Below are 21,205 nucleotides of genomic sequence, written 5' to 3' on the forward strand. Positions count from 1 at the left end.
AGGATGCCAGCGGACGAACATCACCGATACGAGATCAGTCCTGACGGATTTCTCTCGATCAGGCTGCCGTCAGGGTTCACCGATGCGGTGATCGCGACCCGGTTGACGGTCTGGTTGGCCGCCGCCGGCCTGTCGGCGGACCGGATCGCCCAGGCCGTCGGGTTGGCGATCCCCGGCCGGGACGGTGGTGTCGGCGGACGGATTCCCGACCTGGTCGTGTGGAGCAAGGGCCAGGCCGACGGGGTGTGGCTGCCGGTCACCGACGTACGGCTCGTCGTCGAGATCGTCTCCCCCGGTTCCGAGGGCGTCGACACGGTGACCAAGCGCAACGAGTACGCCTTCGCCGGCATCCCGCAGTACTGGCTGGTGGAGCAGGACTCGACGCAGACCGTCACCATGCACCGGCTGGTCGGCGACCGGTACGTGACGCACGCCAGCATGCCGCTCGCCTGGCTGCTCAACACCGCCCCGGCCGAACACGACCTCGACTGAGCGCGGAGGTGTCGGTGCCCGCTCGTAGAATTCGCGGATGGTCTCCCCCACCGACGTGAGCGACCCCGCCGTGAACGACCCCGCCGTGAACGATCCCGCCGTGAGCGACCCCGGCACGACCGGCGCCGACGCCAGCGACCCCGGCACCGGCGGCCCGACAGCGGCGCTGGACACCCTGCGGCGGGTCTTCGGCTACGACGAGTTCCGGGGCTTCCAGGCCGAGGTCATCGACCACGTGGTGGCCGGCGGGGATGCCCTGGTGCTGATGCCCACCGGCGGCGGCAAGTCGCTGTGCTACCAGATCCCGGCGCTGGTCCGCGACGGCGTCGCGGTGGTGGTCTCGCCGCTGATCGCGCTGATGCAGGACCAGGTCGACGCCCTGCGCGCGGTCGGGGTGAAGGCCGGGTTCCTCAACTCGACGCTGGACCTGGACACCCGGCGGCTGGTCGAGGCGGAGTTCGTCGCCGGTGAGATCGACCTGCTCTACCTCGCCCCGGAGGCGCTGGGCAGCCAGGCCACCCTCCGGCTGCTGGAGCGGGGCCGGATCGCGCTGTTCGCCATCGACGAGGCGCACTGTGTGTCGCAGTGGGGGCACGACTTCCGCCCCGACTACCTGACCCTGTCGATGCTGCACGAGCGCTGGCCGGACGTCCCCCGGATCGCCCTGACCGCCACCGCGACCAGCGCCACCCGGGCCGAGATCGCCACCCGGCTCCAGCTCACCGAGGCCCGGCACTTCGTGGCCAGCTTCGACCGGCCCAACATCCAGTACCGGATCGTGCCGAAGCGGGAGCCACGCAAGCAGCTGTTGGCGCTGCTGCGCGACGAGCACCCCGGCGACGCGGGGATCGTCTACTGCCTGTCCCGGGCCTCGGTGGACAAGACCGCCGAGTTCCTGGTCGCCAACGGGGTGGCCGCGCTGCCGTACCACGCGGGGTTGGACGCGGCGACCCGGGCCCGCAACCAGCAGCGGTTCCTGCGGGAGGACGGCCTGGTCATGGTGGCCACGATCGCCTTCGGGATGGGCATCGACAAGCCGGACGTCCGCTTCGTGGCCCACCTGGACCTGCCCAAGTCGGTCGAGGGCTACTACCAGGAGACCGGGCGGGCCGGCCGGGACGGGTTGCCGTCGACCGCCTGGCTGGCCTACGGGCTGCAGGACGTGGTCCAGCAGCGCAAGATGATCGACACCTCCGAGGGCGACCTGGCCCACCGGCGTAACCTCGCCGCGCACCTGGACGCCATGCTGGCGCTCTGCGAGACGGTCCGCTGCCGCCGGGGCCAACTGCTGGAGTACTTCGGCCAGCCGGCGACGGTGGCCTGCGGCAACTGTGACACCTGCCTGGAGCCGCCGGAGTCCTGGGACGGCACGGTGGCCGCGCAGAAGCTGCTCTCCACGGTGTTCCGGCTGGACCGCGAGCGCAACCAGCGCTTCGGCGCGGGGCACTGCGTGGACATCCTGCTCGGCAAGCAGAACGACAAGGTCACCCAGTTCCGGCACGACCAGCTGAGCGTCTTCGGCATCGGCACCGAGCTGCGGGACACCGAGTGGCGCGGGGTGGTCCGGCAGCTGCTCGCCGAGGGGCTGCTGGCCGTGGAGGGTGACTACGGCACCCTGGCGTTGACCGAGGCCAGCGCCGAGGTGCTGGGTCGCCGCCGGACGGTGATGATGCGCCGGGAGCCGGAGAAGCCGGTCCGCACCGCCAAGCCGCGCGGGTCGGCCACCGTCGTCGCCGAGCTGCCGGCCGGGGCCGCGCCGGTCTTCGAGCGGCTGCGGGCGTGGCGGGCGGCGACCGCCAAGGAACAGGGCGTACCGGCGTACGTGATCTTCCACGACGCCACCCTGCGGCAGATCGCCGCCGACGCCCCGACCTCCCTCGCGCAGCTGGCCACGATCAGCGGCGTCGGCGAGAACAAGCTGGCCAAGTACGGTGAGCCGATTCTCGCCGTGCTCGCCGAGGGTGATCACGCCGGCTGACCGTGGCTTGATCAGCTTTACTATCCTGCCCGCCATGCGACGCCGACAGCTCATCACCGCCACCCTGCTCACCCTCGGCCTGGCCGCCGCCGGCTGTGGAAGCAGCGACGGGGGTGCCGCGCCCGACGGGGGTGGTGACGGCGGCGCAGCGGAGACCGGCTCGTTCGTCGACCGGCTCGCCCTGCTGCCCGGCGCGGTGGCCCAGGGCGACGGCGGCATCCTGGTCACCATGGCCGACATCGAGGCGGCGGCGCGGGCGGCCGGGGTGAGTCCGCCCAGCGGCCCCGAGGACCAGGCGGCGGTGAGCGCCTACGTCAACGCGCTGACGAGCACGGGCACCCCCGGTGGGCCCACGCCGGCGGTGGCCGCCCTGTTGCCGCAGGGGGTCGGTCGGGGCGCGCTCGCCCGGGCCGGGGAGTTCCAGGCCGAGTTGGGCTGGTCGGTGCTGGACCTACGCTGGTTCGTGGAGTACCCGACCGCCCCGAGACCGCTCACCGTGGCCGGTGGCACCTTCACCACGGAACGACTCAGCGCCGCCATGGGCGAGGCCGACGGCGGGCGGTGGCGGGTCGGCGACGGCGAGGACCTGTCGATCGACCCGGGCGCACGCACCGTCGCCCGCCCGCTGGGCCAGCCGCTGACGCTCGCCCTGGACTCGGGCCGGCTCTACGTCTCCCCCGTCTCCGGGCACGTCCAGGCGGCGGTCGGGTCCACCGGCGACACCCTGGCCGACCTGCCCGAACTGCGGGCGCTGGCCGGGGCGATGGACACCCAGGGCGCGTACGCGACGATGCTCAGCGCCCGGGACAACTACCGGGGCGGCGGCGACAACCCGCTGCGCCCGTTCACCGGGGTCGCCACCGGGCTGGCCCACGACGGCGGGCCGGTCCTGCTGCTGGCCTACGCGCACGCCGACGCCGGCAACGCCGAGGCCAACGCGACCGCGCTGCGGACCCTGCTCACCGAGGGCAGCTCGGCGAGGACCCGTCAGCCCTGGTCGGAGTTGCTCTCCGTCACCGACATCACGGTCGACGGCAGCACGGTGGTGGCCCGGTTGACCCTGGGTCAGAGCCACCCCCAGCTCGCCTGGCAGCTGCTGACCAGCCGCGACTCCCTGGTCCAGCACGGCGGCTGACGGCTCGGGCACTCAGGCTTCGGTCTCCGTGCCGGTGAGGGCCTGGATGATCGCCTCGGCGGTGCGGCGGCCCACCCCGGGAACCTCGGTGATCTCCTCCACGGTGGCCGCCGAGAGCCGTTTAAGCGAGCCGAAGTGCCGCAGCAGCGCCTGCCGGCGCACCTCGCCGAGGCCGGCCACGCCGTCCAGCGCCGAGGCGGTCATCCGCTTGGAGCGGCGCTGCCGGTGGAAGGTGATGGCGAACCGGTGCGCCTCGTCCCGGATGCGTTGCAGCAGGTAGAGCGCCTCGGAGGTGCGGGGCAGGATGACCGGGAACTCGTCGTCGGGCAGCCACACCTCCTCCAGCCGTTTGGCCAGCCCGCAGAGCGCCACGTCGTCGACGCCCAACTCGGCCAGGGCCTGGGCGGCGGCGGCGACCTGCGGCGGGCCGCCGTCGACCACGACCAACTGCGGCGGGTACGCGAACCGGCGCGGCCGGCCGGTGGTGGGGTCGATGCCGGGGCGGTCCGGGTCGGCGGCGGTCTCCTCGCCCAGCTCCCCGGTCTCGGCGCGGGCGTCGAGGTAGCGGGCGAAGCGGCGGCGCAGCACCTCCGACATCGCCGACAGGTCGTCGGTGGCGCCCCGGACGATGAACCGGCGGTACTCGCTCTTGCGGGGCAGCCCGTCCTCGAAGACGACCATGCTGGCCACCACGTCGGTGCCCTGGATCTGGGAGACGTCGTAGCACTCGACGCGCAGCGGGGAGGTGCGCATGCCCAGCGCCTCGCCGATCTCGTCCAGGGCCTGGCTGCGGGTGGTCAGGTCACCGGCCCGCTTGAGTTTGTGCCGGGCCAACGCGTCACGGGCGTTGCGGGCGACGGTCTCCAGCAGGTCCTTCTTGTCGCCGCGCTGGGGCACCCGCAGGGTGACCCGGCTGCCCCGGCGGGTGGTCAGCCAGTCGGCCAGCGCCTCGGCGTCCGTCGGCAGCGCGGGCACCAGCAGCTCACGCGGCACGTCGGTCTCGCCCCGCTCCCCGCCGTAGACCTGGGTGCAGAAGTGGTGCACCAGGTCACCGGTGGTCAGCTCCTCGGTCTTCTCCACCACCCAGCCCCGCTGGCCCCGGATCCGCCCGTCCCGGACGTGGAAGACCTGCACTCCGGCCTCCAGCGGGTCGTCGGCGAAGGCGACCACGTCGGCGTCGGTGCCGTCGCCGAGCACCACGGCCTGCTTCTCCATGGCCCGGCGCAGCGCGGCGACGTCGTCGCGCAGCCGGGCCGCCCGCTCGAACTCCAGCGCCTCGCTGGCCTGTGCCATCTCGCGTTCCAGCCGACGGACCATCGGGTCGGCCCGGCCACCCATGAAGTCGCAGAACCCGTCCACGATGCGCCGGTGCTCAGCCGCGGAGACGCTGCCCACGCAGGGTGCCGCGCACTTGCCGATGTAGCCCAGCAGGCACGGGCGGCCGACCTGCCCGGCGCGCTTGAAGACCCCGGCCGAGCAGGTCCGCGCGGGGAAGACCCGCAGCAGCAGGTCGAGGGTCTCGCGGATCGCCCAGGCATGCGAGTACGGCCCGAAGTAGCGCACCCCCTTGCGCTTGGCCCCCCGCATCACCTGCAGGCGCGGGTACTCCTCGTCGACGGTGACCGCGAGGTACGGGTACGACTTGTCGTCGCGGTAGCGGACGTTGAACCTGGGGTCGTACTGCTTGATCCAGGTGAACTCCTGCTGGAGCGCCTCGACCTCGGTGCCGACGGTGATCCAGTCGACCGACTCGGCGGTGGTGACCATCTGCCGGGTCCGCTCGTGCAGGCCGAGCGGGTCGCCGAAGTAGGAGCTGAGCCGGGCCCGCAGGTTCTTCGCCTTGCCGACGTAGATGACCCGACCGGTGCCGTCGCGGAACCGGTAGACCCCCGGGGACTCCGGGATGGTGCCGGGCGCGGGGCGGTAGGTCGACGGATCTGCCACCCTGCCGACACTAGCCCCCACCACCGACAACCTCTCGCACGGTTCCCGGGGTATCGACTTCTTCCGATATCGACAGGCGTCGCTTACCATCCGGTAAGTGAAGGTTCTTCACGTCACCGCCGGTCACCCGTCCCGCGTCATGATCCCCAGCCGCCGGAGGATCACCATGCCCCGTCCCACCACCACCCGACTCCTGGCCGCCGCGACCACCGCCGTCGGCGTGGCCGCCCTGCTCGTGGCCACCCCCACCCCGTCCACCGCGACACCCGCCGATGCGACGCCCGCCGCAGCGCCCGCCACCGCCGCCGCGCCCGGGGACTACTGCCTCGGGCAGTGCGCGGAGATCCTGCCGCCGGGCCAGAACGGCAACGCGACCCTGGTCGAGATCCTCGCCCACCAGACCCTCGGCACCCTCCCCCGGCACTCCGCCGACCAGCTCGGCCGCTACGCCGACCTGGTCTACGGCTACGCCGGGCTGCGCGAGGACCAGATCGACCGGTTCTTCCACGACGCCTCCTTCGGGGTCCCGGCCGGACAGGTCGAACGCTCCTACTCACCCCGCGCCGACGTGCGCATCGTGCGGGACCGGGCCACCGGCGTACCGCACGTCACCGGCACCACCCGGGGCGGCACCATGTACGGGGCCGGGTACGCCGGCGCCGAGGACCGGCTGTTCACCATGGACCTGCTCCGGCACGTCGGCCGGGGCACGTTGACCCCGTTCGCCGGGGGCGCACCGGGCAACCGGGCCCTGGAACAGAGCGTCTGGCGCACCTCGCCGTACACCGAGGCCGACCTGACCGCCCAGGTCGAGGCGCTGCGCGCCAAGGGCCCGCGCGGCCAGCAGCTCTACACCGACGTGCAGGAGTACATCGCCGGCATCAACGCCTACATCGGCGTCTGCATGTCCCGCCGCAACTGCCCAGGCGAGTACGTGCTGACCGGGCACCTCGACGCGATCACCAACGCCGGCGGCCCGGAGCCGTTCCAGCTGACCGACCTGATCGCCATCGCCGGGGTGGTGGGTGGCCTCTTCGGCGGCGGAGGTGGCACCGAGATGCAGTCCGCGCTGGTCCGCATCGCCGCCCGGGCCCGCTACGGGCCGGCCGAGGGCGACCGGGTGTGGGCCGGCTTCCGCAACGAGAACGACCCCGAGACGGTGCTGACCCTGCACGACGGGCAGAGCTTCCGCTACGGCGACGCCGACCCGGACGCGCCGAGCGTGGTGCTGCCCGACGCCGGCACCGCCACCGTCGAACCGATCTTCACCGACCCGACCGGCTCCGCCCGTACCACCGCCGGCACCGGACGCGGCTCCGAGCTGGCCGCCGCGCTGTCCGGGCTGACCATCGACCCGGCGCACCGGGGAATGTCCAACGCGGCCGTGGTCTCCGCCGCACACTCCGCCACCGGCCACCCGATCGCGGTCTTCGGCCCGCAGACCGGCTACTTCTCGCCGCAGTTGCTCATGGTGCAGGAACTGCAGGGCCCCGGCATCAGCGCCCGGGGGGCCGCGTTCGCCGGGCTCAACCTGTACGTGCTGCTCGGTCGGGGACAGGACTACGCCTGGAGCGCCACCTCGTCGGTGCACGACATCACCGACACCTACGCGGTGCCGCTCTGCACCGCCGACGGCAGTACCCCCACCCTGGCCAGCAACCGGTACCGGTACCGGGGGCAGTGCCTGGCCATGGAGGAGCTGTCCCGGGTCAACCGGTGGACCCCGACGGTCGCCGACGGCACGCCGCCCGGGTCGTACAAGCTGGTCTCCTGGCGGACCCGGCTCGGCCTGGTCGGCTGGCGGGCCATGGTGGACGGCCAACCGCACGCCTTCACCCAGCTGCGCTCCACCTACCGGCACGAGGCCGACTCAGCGATCGGCTTCCAGATGTTCAACGACCCCGCCCAGATGGGCTCCGCGGCGGCCTTCCGCACCTCGGCCCAGAACGTCGAGTACGCGTTCAACTGGTTCTACGTCAACTCCACCGAGTCGGGGTACTACAACTCGGGCCTCAACCCGTTGCGCGCCGACGGTACGAACCCGAACCTGCCGATGCGGGCCGACCCGGCGTACGAGTGGCAGGGTTTCGACCCGACGACGAACACCGCCCGCTACGCGCCCGCCGCCGCCCACCCGCAGTCGACCGACCAGGACTACTACGTCAGCTGGAACAACAAGCAGGCGAAGGACTTCGGTGCGGCCGACGGCAACTTCAGCTTCGGCGCGGTGCACCGCGCCGACCTGCTCGACCGGCCGTTGAAGGCGGCGATCGCGGCGGGGCGCACCTTCGACCGGGCCTCGCTGACCGAGCTGGTGCAGCGGGCCGGCCTGACCGACCTGCGCGGGGCCGAGGTGCTCGACGAGCTGATCCGGGTGCTGGAGAGCCAACCCGTCGGTGACCCCGCGCTGGCCGCCGAGATCGGTCGACTCAGGGCGTGGCGGGCCGACGGCGCGCTGCGGGTGGAGACCGCCAAGGGCAGCCGGGTGTACCGGCACGCCGAGGCGATCCGGACCTTCGACGCCTGGTGGCCGCTGCTGGTCCGGGCGATGTTCCGGGCCCCGCTCGGCGCGGAGCTCTACCAGGCGCTCGTCGACACCCTCCAGGTCAACGAGTCACCCTCCGGCCACCAGCGGGGCGACACCTCCACCCTGCCCACCTCGGCCAGCACCGCCCAGACCCACAAGGGCTCGGCTTTCCAGTACGGCTGGTGGGGCTATGTCGACAAGGACCTGCGTGCGGTGCTCGGCGAGCCGGTGGCCGGCGGTCCGGGGCGTACCCACTGCGGTGGGGGCAGCCTGACCGGCTGCCGGCAGCTGCTGCTCGACACCCTGGCCACGGCGGCGGCGACCCCGGCGACCGTCACCTACCCCGGCGACGACAGCTGCCCCGCAGGCGACCAGTGGTGCGCCGACGCGATCGTCCAGGCGCCGCTGGGCGGCATCACCCACGCCACCATCGCCTGGCAGAACCGCCCCACCTACCAGCAGGTCGTCTCCTTCCCCACCCAACGGTAAGGAAGGGCCCCTGCTTAACGCTTTCGGTATAGCAGGGGCCCCTTCTTAACCTGAGGGGAGCGCGGGACCGGCTCGGCTAGGCCAGGGTGATGTCCTCGCCGGAGACGGTGACCTCCTTGGCGGCCAGCGGCCTGGTGGCCGGGCCGCCCTGGACCGAGCCGTCGGTGATGGAGAACTTGCTGCCGTGGCAGGTGCAGTTGATGGTGCCGCCGTCGACGTTGGACACCGGGCAGTTCTGGTGGGTACAGATCGGGTCGAAGGCCTTGAACTCCCCCGCGGTGGGTTGGGTGACGACCACGCCCTGCGGGGCGAAGACCTTCCCGCCGCCGACCGGGATGTCGGCGGTCTTGGCCAGCACCGCCGCGCCGTCGCCGGGGGAACCGTCGCCCCCGGTGGAGCCGTCGCCGTCGGGCTCGTTGTCGGTGGTCGCGGTGGGCCGGTCGCTGCCGCAGGCGGTCAGCACGACGGCCGCCCCGAGGGCACCGGCCCCCGCCAGCAGGGTCCGCCGCGTCTGCGTGACCGGGGCGTCGAACACCTGGTCGTCACTCATGTCTGGCTCCCTCTCTCGGCTGCCGCACCGTGGTGATCGCGGCCTCTCCTGCGTACACGGATGGTGATGGGACCCAGTTCACCCCGAAAGCCTGGGAAATGCCTGAGTGGCCCGTGGTTGTCCGGTCAGCGGGCCTTGGCGGGAGTCCGGCGGGTCGACCGCGACGGGCCGTTGGCGGCACCGGCCGCCTTGCCGGCGCCGTCGGCCGCCGCACCAACCGTCTTACCGGCACCGTCGACCACCGCGGCACCAGCGGCCTTGCCGGCACCAGCAGCCTTGCCGGTGCCATCGGCCTTGCCGGCACCAGCAGCGCGGCCGGCCTTGGTGCCGGTGGCCTTGGTGCCGGTGGCCTTGGTGCCGGTGGCCTTGGTGGCCTTGGTGCTGGTGGCCTTGGTGGCCTTGGTGCCGTTGGCCCTGGCCGCCCGGGTGGTGGCCGCCGCCGCGCCCCGGGCTGCGCCGTCGAGCTTGAGCACCGGACGCAGGAACTGACCGGTGTGGCTCTCGGCGACCTCGGCGACCTCCTCCGGGGTGCCGGTGGCCAGCACCAGACCGCCCCGGTGCCCACCCTCGGGCCCCATGTCGATCAACCAGTCGGCGGTCTTGATCACGTCGAGGTTGTGCTCGATGGTGATCACCGTGTTGCCCTTGTCGACCAGGCCCTCCAGGACCATCAGCAGCTTGCGGATGTCCTCGAAGTGCAGCCCGGTGGTCGGCTCGTCGAGCACGTAGACGGTCCGCCCGGTGGAGCGCTTCTGCAGCTCCGAGGCGAGCTTGACCCGCTGCGCCTCGCCACCGGAGAGCGTCGGCGCGCTCTGACCCAACCGGACGTAGCCCAGACCGACGTCGACAAGCGTCTTCAGATGCCGGTGGATGGCCGGGATGGCGGAGAAGAACTCGGCCGCCTCCTCGATCGGCATCTCCAGCACGTCGGAGACGGTCTTGCCCTTGTAGTGCACCTCCAGGGTCTCCCGGTTGTACCGGGCGCCCTTGCACACCTCGCAGGGCACGTACACGTCGGGCAGGAAGTTCATCTCGATCTTCAGGGTGCCGTCGCCGGAGCAGGCCTCGCAGCGGCCACCCTTGACGTTGAACGAGAACCGGCCCGGCCCGTACCCCCGGACCTTGGCCTCGGTGGTCTCGGCGAAGAGCTTCCGGACGTGGTCCCAGACCCCGGTGTAGGTGGCGGGGTTGGAGCGCGGGGTCCGGCCGATCGGCGACTGGTCCACGCCGACGACCTTGTCCACGTGCTCCAGGCCACTGACCCGGGTGTGCCGGCCGGGCACCAGCCGGGCGCCGTTGATCTGGTTGGCCAGCACCGCGTAGAGGATGTCGTTGACAAGCGTCGACTTGCCGGAGCCGCTGACCCCGGTGACCGCGATCAGCTGACCGAGCGGGAACGACACGTTCAGGTTGCGCAGGTTGTGCTCCCGGGCGCCGTGCACCACCAGCTCCCGGCCGGCGGTCTGCGGACGCCGCCGCGCCGGGGTGGGGATCTCCCGCCGCCCGGACAGGTACGCCCCGGTCACCGACTCCGGGTTGGTCAGCAGCTCCGGCACCGAGCCGGAGTGCACGATCCGACCGCCGTGCTCGCCCGCGCCGGGGCCGATGTCGACGATCCAGTCGGCGGTGCGGATGGTGTCCTCGTCGTGCTCCACCACGATCAGCGTGTTGCCGAGCCCGCGCAGCCGGATCAGCGTCTCGATCAGCCGGTGGTTGTCCCGCTGGTGCAGGCCGATCGACGGCTCGTCGAGCACGTAGAGGACACCGACCAGGCCGGAGCCGATCTGGGTGGCCAGCCGGATGCGCTGGGCCTCCCCGCCGGAGAGGGTGCCGGCCGCCCGGTCCAGGGAGAGGTAGTCCAGGCCCACGTCGAGCAGGAACCGCAGCCGGGCGTTGATCTCCTTGAGCACCCGCTCGGCGATCATCTTCTGCCGGTCGGTCAACTCGATGCCGGCCAGCAGGTCGGCCGCCTCCCCCACCGACAGGTTGCAGACCTCGGCGATGCTGCGGCCGGCCAGGGTGACCGCGAGCACCTCCGGCTTGAGCCGGGCCCCGCCGCAGGCCGCGCAGGGCACGTCACGCATGTAGCCCTCGTACTTCTCCCGGGACCACTCGCTCTCGGTGTCGGTGTGCCGGCGTTCGATCCACTGCACCACGCCCTCGAAGCCGGTGAAGTAGGAGCGCTCGCGGCCGTACTTGTTGCGGTACCGCACGTGCACCTGGTCGTCGGAGCCGTGCAGGATCGTCTTCTGCGCCCGCGACGGCAGCGCCCGCCAGGGCGTGTCCAGGTCGAAGTGCTCGGCGTCGCCGAGGGCCTCCAGCAGCCGGAGGAAGTACTCCAGGGTCTGCCCGCCGGACCAGGGCTGGATGGCGCCCTCCCGCAGGGACCGCTCCGGATCGGGAATGAGCAGCTCCGGGTCGACCTCCTTCTTGGTGCCCAGACCGGTGCACTCCGGGCAGGCGCCGTAGGGCGCGTTGAAGGAGAAGACCCGGGGTTCCAGGTCCTCGATCGCCAGGGGATGGTCGTTGGGGCAGGCCAGGTGCTCGGAGTAACGCCGCTCCCGGTCCGGGTCGTCCTCGGCCAGGTCGACGAAGTCGAGCAGTACGATGCCGCCGGCGAGCCCGAGGGCGGCCTCCACCGAGTCGGTCAGCCGCTGCTTGGCGCTGGCCTTGACGGTGAGCCGGTCGATCACCACCTCGATGGTGTGCTTCTCCTGCTTCTTGAGCTTCGGCGGCTCGGTCAGCGGGTGCACCACCCCGTCGATGCGGGCCCGGGCGTAGCCCTTGGACTGCAGCTCGGCGAAGAGGTCGACGTACTCGCCCTTGCGGCCCCGGATCACCGGGGCGAGCACCATGAACCGGGTGCCCTCGGCCATGGCGAGGACCCGGTCGACGATCTGCTGGGGGCTCTGCCGGGAGATCAGCTCCCCGCAGACCGGGCAGTGCGGCACCCCGACCCGGGCGAAGAGCAGCCGCAGGTAGTCGTAGACCTCGGTGATCGTGCCCACGGTGGAGCGCGGGTTGCGGGAGGTGGACTTCTGGTCGATGGACACCGCCGGGCTGAGGCCCTCGATGAAGTCGACGTCCGGTTTGTCCATCTGGCCGAGGAACTGCCTGGCGTACGACGACAGCGACTCCACGTACCGACGCTGCCCCTCGGCGAAGATCGTGTCGAAGGCCAGGCTGGACTTGCCCGAGCCGGAGAGCCCGGTGAACACGATCAGGGCGTCCCGAGGCAGGTCGAGACTCACGTCACGCAGGTTGTGCTCGCGCGCGCCACGGATGATCAGACGGTCGGCCACGGTACGTGTGCTCCCGGGTGCAGAAGATGAGGCGGGTCTGTGCCGCTCTGGCGGGATCTGTACGGCTCTGATGGATCCGTACGGCTTTGTGGACTCCGTACGGGGGATCCGCGAGCGGTTGTCGGGGCGCAGGAAGACGCCTCGGCAACTCTAGCCCCGAGGTACGACACTTTCCCGCACGCCGCCATTCCCCCAGCTCAACCCGGTCGGGCGGGGTCAGAAGCCGCCCGGGGTGGCCGGGCGGGGCGCCCGGCGTCGCCCGTTGCGCCAGCCGCCGCGCCGCTCGGCGGCCAACCGGGCCTGGCGGCGACCCGACTCGAAGGCCACCTCCCCCCGCAGCCGACGCCAGCTCTCCCAACGCCGGACGCTCAACTCACCGCTGTCCACCGCCGCCCGCACCGCGCAGGCCGGCTCGGCCTCGTGGGCGCAGTCGCCGTACCGGCAGCCGGTGGCCAGCTCGGCGATGTCGGTGAAGGCGCGGTCCAGCCCGGCCGAGCCGTCCAGCAGACCCACCGCCCGTACCCCGGGGGTGTCCACGACCGCGCCACCGCGCGGGACGGGCACCAACGCCCGCCACCCGGTGGTGTGCCGACCCTTGCCGTCGACCCGGCGGATCGCCTGGGTCGGCATCACCGTCGCCCCGGCCAACGCGTTGACCAGGCTCGACTTGCCCGCACCGGAGGGCCCCAGCAGCCCCAGGGTGCGGCCGGCGGCGACCAGCGGGCGCAGCGGGCCCAGCCCGGTGCCCCGCTCGGCGCTGACCGGCAGCACCGGCACCCCGGGGGCGACCTCGGCGAGCTGCCGGGCGATGGTGGCGGCGTCGGCGGCCAGGTCGGCCTTGGTGAGCACCACCACCGGCCGTGCCCCCGACTCGTGGACCAGGGCGAGCAGCCGTTCGATCCGGCCGTTGTCCGGCTCGGGGTGCACCGGCTCGACCACGGCGGCGGTGTCCAGGTTGGCGGCGAGCACCTGACCGCTGGCGTCCTTGCCGGCGGTCCGACGGATCAACGCGGTACGGCGCGGCAGCACCGTCTCGATGGTGGCCCGGCCGTCCGGCCAGGCACCCAGCAGCACCCAGTCGCCGACGCAGGGCAACCGGGTCAGGTCCCGGGCGGCGTCGGCCAGCACCGCGCCACCGAGGGTGGCGCGCACCGGACCGTCCGCGCCGAGCACGGTGCAGACCCCCCGGTCGACCCGGGTGACCCGGCCGGGCCGCCGACCGGTACGCCGGTACGGAAGGCTCGCCCATCCGGCGTCCCAGCCGAGGGCGGTCAAGTCGACGGTCATCGCATCCTCATCACGGTCGAGAGCTGGTCGTGGCGGTGTCCGCGTGCTGCCACCGGCATGCCACCACCCCCCTGTGCCGTCGCGGTGCCGCGTACCACGCCGACGGTAGGGGCCGGACCGCCGCGCCGAAAGCGATTTCCCCGACGACACGGGCCGGCCCGGACCGATAGGGTCGACGGGTGACCACCGATCCGCTCCTGCTGACCGGAGCGGTGGCCGAGGCCACGGCCCGCCTGCTGGACACCGCAGCCACCTTCGACACCGCCGGCGTCACGGCCGGATCGGCGCTGCCCGGCTGGACCCGTGGCCACGTGCTGACCCACCTGGCCCGCAACGCCGACGGCTTCGTCAACCTGCTCACCGCCGCCCGCACCGGCCAACGCATCCCGATGTACGCCAGCGCGGCGAGCCGTACCGCCGACATCCAGGTCGGTGCCGCCCGACCGCCCGCCGCCCACCTCGACGACCTGCGCCGTAGCGCGGACCGGTTCACCGAGGCGGTCGCCGCGATGCCGGTACGGGCATGGGCGGCCACCGTCGAGACCCGGCGCGGCCCGTGGCCCGCCGCCCAGCTGGTCTGGGGGCGGCTGCGCGAGCTGGAGGTGCACCACGTCGACCTGGCGGCCGGCTACCGGCCGACCGACTGGACACCTGCCTTCGCCCACCGGCTCCTGCACGACGTGACCACCACCATGGCCGACCGGACGGACGTGCCGGCCATGGTCCTGCGCGTCGACGGCAGCCGGCACGAGCTGGCGCTCGGCGACCGCGCCGGGGCACCCACCGTGCGGGGCCCCGTCCACGACCTCGCCGCCTGGCTGATCGGCCGGTCCGGTGGCGACCTGCTCACCGTCGATCCCGACGGCCCGTTGCCCATCCCACCGGAATGGATCTGAAGAACACGATGACCTACCGCGGAGACGTCACCGTCGGCGGCGCGCCGGCCGTACGCGAACTCGACCAGCTCACCATCACCAAGGTGGCGGTCGGGCCGATGGAGAACAACGCCTACCTGCTGCGCTGCCGGTCCACCGGTGAGCAGGCGCTGATCGACGCGGCGAACGAAGCGCCCCGACTGCTCGACCTGGTCGGCGACGCCGGGCTCGCCACCGTGGTCACCACCCACCAGCACATGGACCACTGGGTGGCCCTGGAGGAGGTGGTCGCCAAGACCGGCGCCCGGGCGCTGGCCCACGTCGACGACGCGGCCGGCCTGCCGATCCCCACCCAACCGCTCACCGACGGCGACACCGTCACCGTCGGTGACTGCACCCTGGAGGTCATCCACCTCGTCGGCCACACCCCCGGCTCGATCGCGCTGCTCTACCGCGACCCGGCCGGCAGCCCGCACCTGTTCACCGGGGACTCACTTTTTCCCGGTGGCGTGGGCAACACCGACCGGGACCCGGAGCGTTTCGGCAGCCTCATCGACGACGTCGAGCAGAAGCTCTTCGCCCGGCTGCCGGACGAGACCTGGTTCTATCCCGGGCACGGCCGGGACAGCACGATCGGCGCGGAGCGGCCCTCGCTGCCGCAGTGGCGTACCCGGGGCTGGTGACCCGGGTCGGTGCGCCGGGTGCCGCCCGGCGCACCACCGGTCAGCCGCCCCGCAGCACCTGCACCCGGCGCACCGGCGAGTCGACGAACGGTTCGGTGGTCGGTACCGAGTAGCTGGCGACCACCGACAACCGGTGCGGTGGCAGCTCGCCACGGCCGGGATCGCCGACCAGCACCTCGACCCCGGCGGCGGAGATCCGGTCCAGGAAGGCCAGCATCCGGGCGGTCATCGCCGGGGTGTAGAAGACGTCCCCGGCCACCAGCAGGTCCGCCGCCGGTCGGGGTGCGTCCAGCAGGTCACCGCTGCTGGTCACGACGGTGACCCCGTTGGCCCGGGCGTTGACGGTCGCGGCAGCCAGCGCGTACGGGTCGATGTCGTTGGCCTCGACCCGCTCGGCCCCGGCCAGGGCGGCGGCGATGGCGACCAGCCCGGAGCCCGTGGCCAGGTCCAGCACCCGACGCCCGGCGACCAGCTCGGGGTGGTCGAGCAGGTGGCGGGCCAGGGCCTGACCGCCGGCCCAGGCCGAGGCCCAGTACGGCGCCGGCAGCGCGTTGCCGGCACTGGCCTCCATCCGGGCCCACCAGACGATCGCGTCCTCGGCCAGGTGTAGTCGCACCTCCGGCACGAACGGGGTGGGCATCAGCCGGAGCCGGTCCATGCCCGCACCGGGCACACCGATCTCGTTTTCCAGCTCCGTCAGTGCGGCACCTGTTCTCACCGGGGCAAGCATGCCCCACCGGAGGGCCGGCCGGAGGCAGATCCCCCTTCGTCGGCGCGGCCTGCGGCACTTCGGCCAGCGAATCGGGCCTCGGCCGGCTACTGTTCGGGGTGGAACAGGCGATCATCGACCAATGGCCGGTGGTCAGCCGCAGGAAACAGGGAGAGATGCATGGCAACCGGCACGGTCAAGTGGTTCAACTCGGAAAAGGGCTTCGGCTTCATCGAGCAGGACGGCGGAGGCCCCGACGTCTTCGTGCACTACTCGGCGATCGCTTCGAGCGGCTACCGGGAACTGCATGAGGCGCAGAAGGTCGAGTTCGAGGTGACCCAGGGGCAGAAGGGTCCGCAGGCGGACAACGTCCGTCCGCTGTAAGTCTGTGTGCCGGTGGCGGCGGCCGGGTTCCGACCGTCGCCACGGCTCGGACTCGCCGCCGGCACCCGGCTCAGGTCACGTCACCGCCCGGGTGACGATCGCGACAAACCCGTAGTCGCCGCTGACGCACAGCCGCAGCGGCCATCGCGCAACGGGTGTTGCGCAATGCTCGCTGCCGACTGCGCCCGACCGTGGTCACCCGGTCGGCCGTGGTGTCACGCCATCCGGCGGTCGATCTCGTCGGCGACCTGGGTGACCAGGCTCGACGGGAGCAGCGCGGCGAGCTTCTCGGGGGTCAGCCCGGCGAGGACGCCGGCGATCACCGCCTGCTCGTTGACTGCCTGCCTGGGCAGTTGGCTGACCTGCGCCACGAGCGCGTCCAGCCGCAACATCGTGTAGTCCAGCTTGGCGACCATGCTGTTGGCTGCCTCAGCGCCACCCGGCCCGTCCGGGTCGACCTTGCGCCCCATGCTCGTACCGCCGTAGAACATCCCGAGGTAGACGTTGTGGATCTCGTTCTCGGCCTGCTCGCTCATGTCTTCCTCCAGTAGTCCGATGCTGGTCAGGTAGCGGCGGAACAGCGGGGTCTGGTCCCGCCCCGCCTTCGTGGCGTCCCGGAAGAAACTGACGTGGGTGTGCCAGAGATGGGAGTTGTCGCCGGTGGTACGCCGGCCCAGCCGGTCCCACCGCCGCACGACCCGCCCGTCCGGGGAGTAGATGATTTCGCGGATGTCGCGGGTGTCGGCCGCGCCGGCAACGCACTGGGAGACGCACCAGACCGAGAAACTTCGCAGGTCATGGGTACGTCCGCGGGACGTGACGCGGAACATGCCGACGTCCAGCGCCGAGGCGTCGAGGGTCAGGCCGTTGCGGTCGCGCGTCGACTCGACCACCGAGTAGTCGTTGGTCACCACCCGGTCCGAGCCACAGTGGTAGCCACCCCGGTGGTTGGCGTCGCCGACGATACCGACCTCGTTGGGCTCCAGGTCGTCGTCCCGAACCCGGTCCGGATCGGTGTTGAGATGTCGTAGCAGCAGGCTGCGCACAGCCAGCAGATTCGCCGGTGCCCGAGTCATCGATTACCTCCTCTGGTGCGGCCGGAGCGGCACGGGGAACCACCCCTGGCCACCGTGGAGCTCCGGTACGGATGCCCGATCAGGATCATCAGGCGATGACCCAAAGTTACTTACGGGCATCGAAAGGTAACAACGTCAAATGTCCGTTTTTCTCACCGAAGCACCCCGCGAGTCCCGCTCACGAACCACCGCACCCTGATCCGCACCGGAAGCGGGCTGAGCTGGGATTATCTCGGACACTCGCGAGGGTGCCCGGCCGCTGCGGCCACGCCGGGCGGCATCCCGCTGCGCCCGTAGACCATCCGCCACGGCGGCCAGGAAACGACTCACCACTACCAACTCATCGTCACTCAAGGTAGCCATAGCCGCGTCTGCGGCGGTGTCCAGCGGCCGGCGGAACTCCTCGGCGAGGCTGGTCCCCTGCACCGCGTCACGCAGCAGCAGCCGTCGCCGGTCGGCGCCGTCGCGGTCGCGGCGCAGGTGTCCGGCCCGTTCCAGCCGGTCGAGCAGGGCCGTCACCGACCCCGGGGAGAGGTCCAGATGGTCGGCGAGACGGCCGGGGGTGAGCGGATCGGCGGCCGATTCGGCGTCCCGGACCGCGATCAACGCCCGCAGATCGGTGTCGACGAGGCCGTGCAGCTGGGCGAAGGCAGCCCCGGCCTGCTGCCCGTGGGTCAGCAGCCGGCGCAGACCGGCCACGGCCTCGCCGGTGAGCCGCGCCCGGGCCGCGCCCTGCGACGGACGGCTGCCGGACGCTGCCACCCTGGCCACCTCCGGGTGACGTCGGACCCCTCACGGGCATGGCATCCAGCATAAAACCGGCAACGCGGATTCCGGTCTCTTCCCGGCCGCGCCACGGCGCGCAATTGCCCGGCCGCCTGCTGCCGAGCGAGTCGACCGGGCGCCCGGCCAGCGGTGGGCCGGTCAACCGGTGCGGTGGCGGGGCTGCTCCGGTCGGGCGGTGCGCACCGAGTCGCGGTGCTCGGCCATCGAGGTCACCATCGCGGCCAGGAACCGGTGCACCACCTCCAGCTCGGCGTCACTGAAGGCGTCCATCACCTGGTCGGTGCGGCGGCCCAGCGGACGGAAGAAGTCCATGGCCAGGGCGGCACCCCGGTCGGCGTACCGGAGGAAGACCTTGCGGCGGTCGGCGGTGTCCCGGTCCCGGCGGACGTGACCGCCCCGCTCCAACCGGTCGACCAGGGCGGTCACCGAGCCCGAGGAGAGGTTGAGGTGCTCACCCAGGCGACCCGGGGTGATCGGGTCGTCGGCCAGCTCGGCGTCCATCACGGCGAGCAGGGCCTGCAGGTCGGTGGCGTTGAGGCCGTGCAGGTTGGCGAAGGCGTGCCCGACGTGCTGGGCGTCACCGCTGTAGCGCCGCAGGTCGGCCGCGATCTCCGCGACGAGGTGCGCCCGCCGGGTGTCCCTGCGCCGGTACATGCCGTGCCCTGCCACGTCCGTCACCCCCTCGCCGCGGGTTGCAGCATAACTCAACTGCCGATAATCTCGCCTATCAAGATATTCGACTGTCGGGAGATGCCAGGTGGCCTCCTGCGAGAGACCTTGAGGCATTGGATGTCCGTGTTCACCCGCGTCGTGCGCGGCCGGTTGGCCGCCTGGCTCACCGTGGCCGCCGCGATCGCTCTCGGCGCGGCCGTCTTCGCGCTGCCCACGCCCGACAACCCGGCCCCGGTCTCCTCGACCGGGCTCTCCACCCAGTGGCAGTCCACCCAGGTCCAGCGCCTCCAGGACGAGTTGCCCTCGCGCGACGTCCAACCGGCGATCGTCGTGGTCAGCCGCGCCGACCGCGCCGCGCTCACCGAGGAAGACCGCGCGGCGGTAGCCGGCACCACCGACCCGCTGAACTCCTTCGCCGTCGGCGGCCGGACCAGCTCACCCCAGTTCTCCCCGGACGGCACGGTCGCCCTGGTCGCCGTGCCGTTGTCCACCAGCGGCGGCCAGGAGCAGGTCGCCGACACCGTCAAGGAGCTACGGGCCGGCCTGACCGGACTGCCCGACGTCCTCACCGTCGAGGTGACCGGTCCCCCGGCGTTCACCACCGACCTCACCAACGTCTTCGAGGGTGCGGACACCACCCTGCTGGCCTTCACCGCCGCCGTGGTCGCCCTGCTCCTGCTGGTCACCTACCGCAGCCCGTTCCTGTGGATCGTGCCGCTGCTGGTGGTGGCGGCGACCGAGCAGCTCACCCTGCGGGCCATCGAGACCATCGTGCCGGCCGTCGGGATCCACTTCGCCGGTGGCGCCGTCACCGGCATCGCCAGCGTCCTGGTCTTCGGCGCCGCCACCAACTACGCCCTGCTGCTGATCGCCCGCTACCGGGAGGAGCTGCGCCGCGAGGAGGACCGCTTCGTCGCCATGCGCGCGGCGCTGCGCCGCACCGCCGAGCCGATCCTCGCCAGCGGCTCCACCGTCGTGCTCGGCGTGCTCACCCTGCTGCTGTCCGAGCAGGAAACCAACCGGGCCCTGGCGGTGGCCTGCGCCACCGGTGTCGTCTTCGCCATGGCGTCGGCGTTGTTCGTCCTCCCCGCCGCACTGGTGATCTTCGGCCGGGGGCTGTTCTGGCCCTTCGTGCCCCGCGTCGGCGGACCAGCCCGCGAGGGTCGGCTCTGGGGCCGGCTCGGCGCGCTCGTGGAGCGCCGCCCGGTCCCGGTGGCGCTGCTGGCCACCCTGCTCCTGGCCGGCCTCGCCCTGGGCGGCCTCGGCATCCGCACCGGCCTGTCCGAGACCGAGCAGTTCCGGGTCAAACCGGAGGCGGTCGCCGGCGCGGAAACCCTCGCGCGGGCCTTCCCGGCCGGGACGACCCAACCCGTCACCGTCCTGACCACCCCCGCGGCGGCGCAGGCCGTCACCGCCACCGCCGCCGAGGTGGACGGGGTGGCCTCCGCCCGCCCCGGCGACGCGGGCGACACCGTCGCCCAGATCGACGTGGTGATCGAGGCCGAGCCGGGCACCGCCGCCTCCGACCGGACCATCGAGGCGCTGCGCGACGCCGTCGCCGCCGTACCCGGCTCCGCGCCACCGGCGGTCGAGGGCGCCGGGAGCTTCGACGGCGCCCTGGTCGGCGGCACCGTCGCCGCCACCTACGACTCCGCCCAGGCCGACCGCAAGGACCTGCAGCTCATCCTGCCGCTGATCCTGCTCCTGGTCGGCAGCGTCCTGGTGCTGCTCCTGCGCGGCATCGTCGCCCCCATCCTGCTGGTGCTCACCGTCATCGCGTCCTTCTTCGCCAGCATCGGCGCGGGCTGGCTGCTCTTCGACCACGTGCTCGGCTTCCCCGCCCTCGACAGCGGGGTGCTCCTGCTGGGCTTCGTGTTCCTGGTCGCCCTCGGCGTGGACTACAACATCTTCCTGGTCACCCGGGCCCGGGAGGATGCCCGGCGCACCGGCACCCGCGCCGGCATGCTCTCCGCGCTCCGGGTCACCGGCGGGGTCATCACCAGCGCCGGCGTGCTGCTCGCCGCGGTCTTCGCCGTCCTCGGCGTACTGCCGCTGCTCACGCTCACCCAGATCGGGATCATCGTCTGCATCGGCGTCCTGCTCGACACGCTGCTGGTCCGCACCGTGCTCGTACCGGCGCTGGTGTTCCTGCTCGGTGACCGCTTCTGGTGGCCGGGCCGGATCAACCGCACCGCCTCGGCAGCGCACCCGGCTGACGAGCCGGGCCCACCAGCCAACCGGCCCGACCAGACAGCCGGTGCGCCGGCGCCGGTGACCAGCCGGGATTGACCGGACGACCACCGTGGGGCGGGGACG

At 72.4% G+C, this 21,205-nt stretch carries 14 protein-coding genes and 2 pseudogenes; 8 read left to right on the forward strand and 8 right to left on the reverse strand.

Going from position 1 to position 21,205, the window contains the following annotated elements; translation table 11 throughout:
* Positions 1-3: 3 nt before the first annotated feature.
* From GA0070617_RS19905 to GA0070617_RS19915, 3 genes are read left to right on the forward strand one after another with little or no spacing between them, the layout of a single operon-like run.
* Positions 4-492: a Uma2 family endonuclease gene (locus GA0070617_RS19905; protein WP_229688240.1), complete on the forward strand. Its 489-nt coding sequence runs from the start codon at positions 4-6 to the stop codon at positions 490-492.
* A 37-nt stretch (positions 493-529) separates the two neighbouring features.
* Complete coding sequence (gene recQ, locus GA0070617_RS19910) at positions 530-2,470, forward strand: DNA helicase RecQ (protein ID WP_091440796.1); 1,941 nt, start codon at positions 530-532, stop codon at positions 2,468-2,470.
* Positions 2,471-2,504: 34 nt separating this feature from the next.
* Positions 2,505-3,605 (forward strand): hypothetical protein, encoded by a 1,101-nt coding sequence (locus tag GA0070617_RS19915; protein WP_091440799.1) that lies wholly within the window; start codon positions 2,505-2,507, stop codon positions 3,603-3,605.
* A 12-nt stretch (positions 3,606-3,617) separates the two neighbouring features.
* Here GA0070617_RS19915 and uvrC read toward each other — a convergent pair whose 3' ends face one another.
* Entirely contained in the window at positions 3,618-5,549 is a 1,932-nt protein-coding gene (gene uvrC / locus GA0070617_RS19920) for an excinuclease ABC subunit UvrC (protein WP_091440802.1), read from the reverse strand.
* 166 nt (positions 5,550-5,715) lie between these two features.
* Between uvrC and GA0070617_RS19925 the strand changes: the two genes are divergently transcribed.
* A complete protein-coding gene (locus GA0070617_RS19925; protein WP_091446733.1) occupies positions 5,716-8,565 on the forward strand; it encodes a penicillin acylase family protein in 2,850 nt (949 codons plus the stop codon).
* A 76-nt stretch (positions 8,566-8,641) separates the two neighbouring features.
* On the opposite strand, the gene GA0070617_RS19930 is transcribed toward GA0070617_RS19925, so the two are convergent.
* The 3 genes and pseudogenes from GA0070617_RS19930 to rsgA all read right to left on the reverse strand — a co-directional run bounded on the left by GA0070617_RS19930 (position 8,642) and on the right by rsgA (position 13,704).
* Positions 8,642-9,115 carry a Rieske (2Fe-2S) protein gene (locus tag GA0070617_RS19930; RefSeq protein ID WP_091440806.1) on the reverse strand — a complete coding sequence of 158 codons (474 nt, stop codon included), beginning with the start codon at positions 9,113-9,115 and terminating at the stop codon, positions 8,642-8,644.
* 347 nt (positions 9,116-9,462) lie between these two features.
* A pseudogene (uvrA, locus tag GA0070617_RS19935) lies at positions 9,463-12,417 on the reverse strand (excinuclease ABC subunit UvrA); the annotation flags it as partial.
* 216 nt (positions 12,418-12,633) lie between these two features.
* Complete coding sequence (gene rsgA / locus GA0070617_RS19940; RefSeq protein ID WP_091440808.1) at positions 12,634-13,704, reverse strand: ribosome small subunit-dependent GTPase A; 1,071 nt, start codon at positions 13,702-13,704, stop codon at positions 12,634-12,636.
* A 179-nt stretch (positions 13,705-13,883) separates the two neighbouring features.
* On the opposite strand from rsgA, the gene GA0070617_RS19945 reads away from it, so the two are divergent.
* Both GA0070617_RS19945 and GA0070617_RS19950 read left to right on the forward strand, forming a co-directional pair.
* The gene (locus GA0070617_RS19945; protein ID WP_091440811.1) at positions 13,884-14,600 is read left to right on the forward strand and encodes a maleylpyruvate isomerase family mycothiol-dependent enzyme; all 717 of its coding nucleotides are present in this window, start codon (positions 13,884-13,886) and stop codon (positions 14,598-14,600) included.
* 8 nt (positions 14,601-14,608) lie between these two features.
* Positions 14,609-15,262, forward strand: a complete 654-nt coding sequence (locus GA0070617_RS19950) for an MBL fold metallo-hydrolase (protein WP_091446736.1) — start codon at positions 14,609-14,611, stop codon at positions 15,260-15,262.
* A gap of 40 nt (positions 15,263-15,302) precedes the next feature.
* Here the strand turns inward: GA0070617_RS19950 and GA0070617_RS19955 are convergent, their stop codons facing one another.
* On the reverse strand, positions 15,303-15,992 hold the full coding sequence (locus GA0070617_RS19955; RefSeq protein ID WP_091440814.1) for a class I SAM-dependent methyltransferase: 690 nt from the start codon (positions 15,990-15,992) through the stop codon (positions 15,303-15,305).
* A gap of 159 nt (positions 15,993-16,151) precedes the next feature.
* On the opposite strand from GA0070617_RS19955, the gene GA0070617_RS19960 reads away from it, so the two are divergent.
* Positions 16,152-16,355, forward strand: a complete 204-nt coding sequence (locus tag GA0070617_RS19960) for a cold-shock protein (protein ID WP_091440819.1) — start codon at positions 16,152-16,154, stop codon at positions 16,353-16,355.
* A gap of 215 nt (positions 16,356-16,570) precedes the next feature.
* On the opposite strand, the gene GA0070617_RS19965 is transcribed toward GA0070617_RS19960, so the two are convergent.
* From GA0070617_RS19965 to GA0070617_RS19975, 3 genes and pseudogenes are all read right to left on the reverse strand, one after another.
* Complete coding sequence (locus GA0070617_RS19965) at positions 16,571-17,431, reverse strand: hypothetical protein (protein ID WP_091440823.1); 861 nt, start codon at positions 17,429-17,431, stop codon at positions 16,571-16,573.
* Between the two features lie 261 nt (positions 17,432-17,692).
* Positions 17,693-18,193: pseudogene (locus GA0070617_RS19970) on the reverse strand (MarR family transcriptional regulator); the annotation flags it as partial.
* Positions 18,194-18,355: 162 nt separating this feature from the next.
* On the reverse strand, positions 18,356-18,871 hold the full coding sequence (locus GA0070617_RS19975; protein ID WP_091440828.1) for a MarR family winged helix-turn-helix transcriptional regulator: 516 nt from the start codon (positions 18,869-18,871) through the stop codon (positions 18,356-18,358).
* A 135-nt stretch (positions 18,872-19,006) separates the two neighbouring features.
* Here GA0070617_RS19975 and GA0070617_RS19980 point away from each other — a divergent pair, with 135 nt between their 5' ends.
* Positions 19,007-21,178, forward strand: a complete 2,172-nt coding sequence (locus tag GA0070617_RS19980; RefSeq protein WP_091440833.1) for an MMPL family transporter — start codon at positions 19,007-19,009, stop codon at positions 21,176-21,178.
* Positions 21,179-21,205 lie beyond the last annotated feature (27 nt).

Source organism: Micromonospora yangpuensis (assembly GCF_900091615.1).
In the GTDB taxonomy this organism is placed as follows: Bacteria; Actinomycetota; Actinomycetes; order Mycobacteriales; family Micromonosporaceae; genus Micromonospora; species Micromonospora yangpuensis.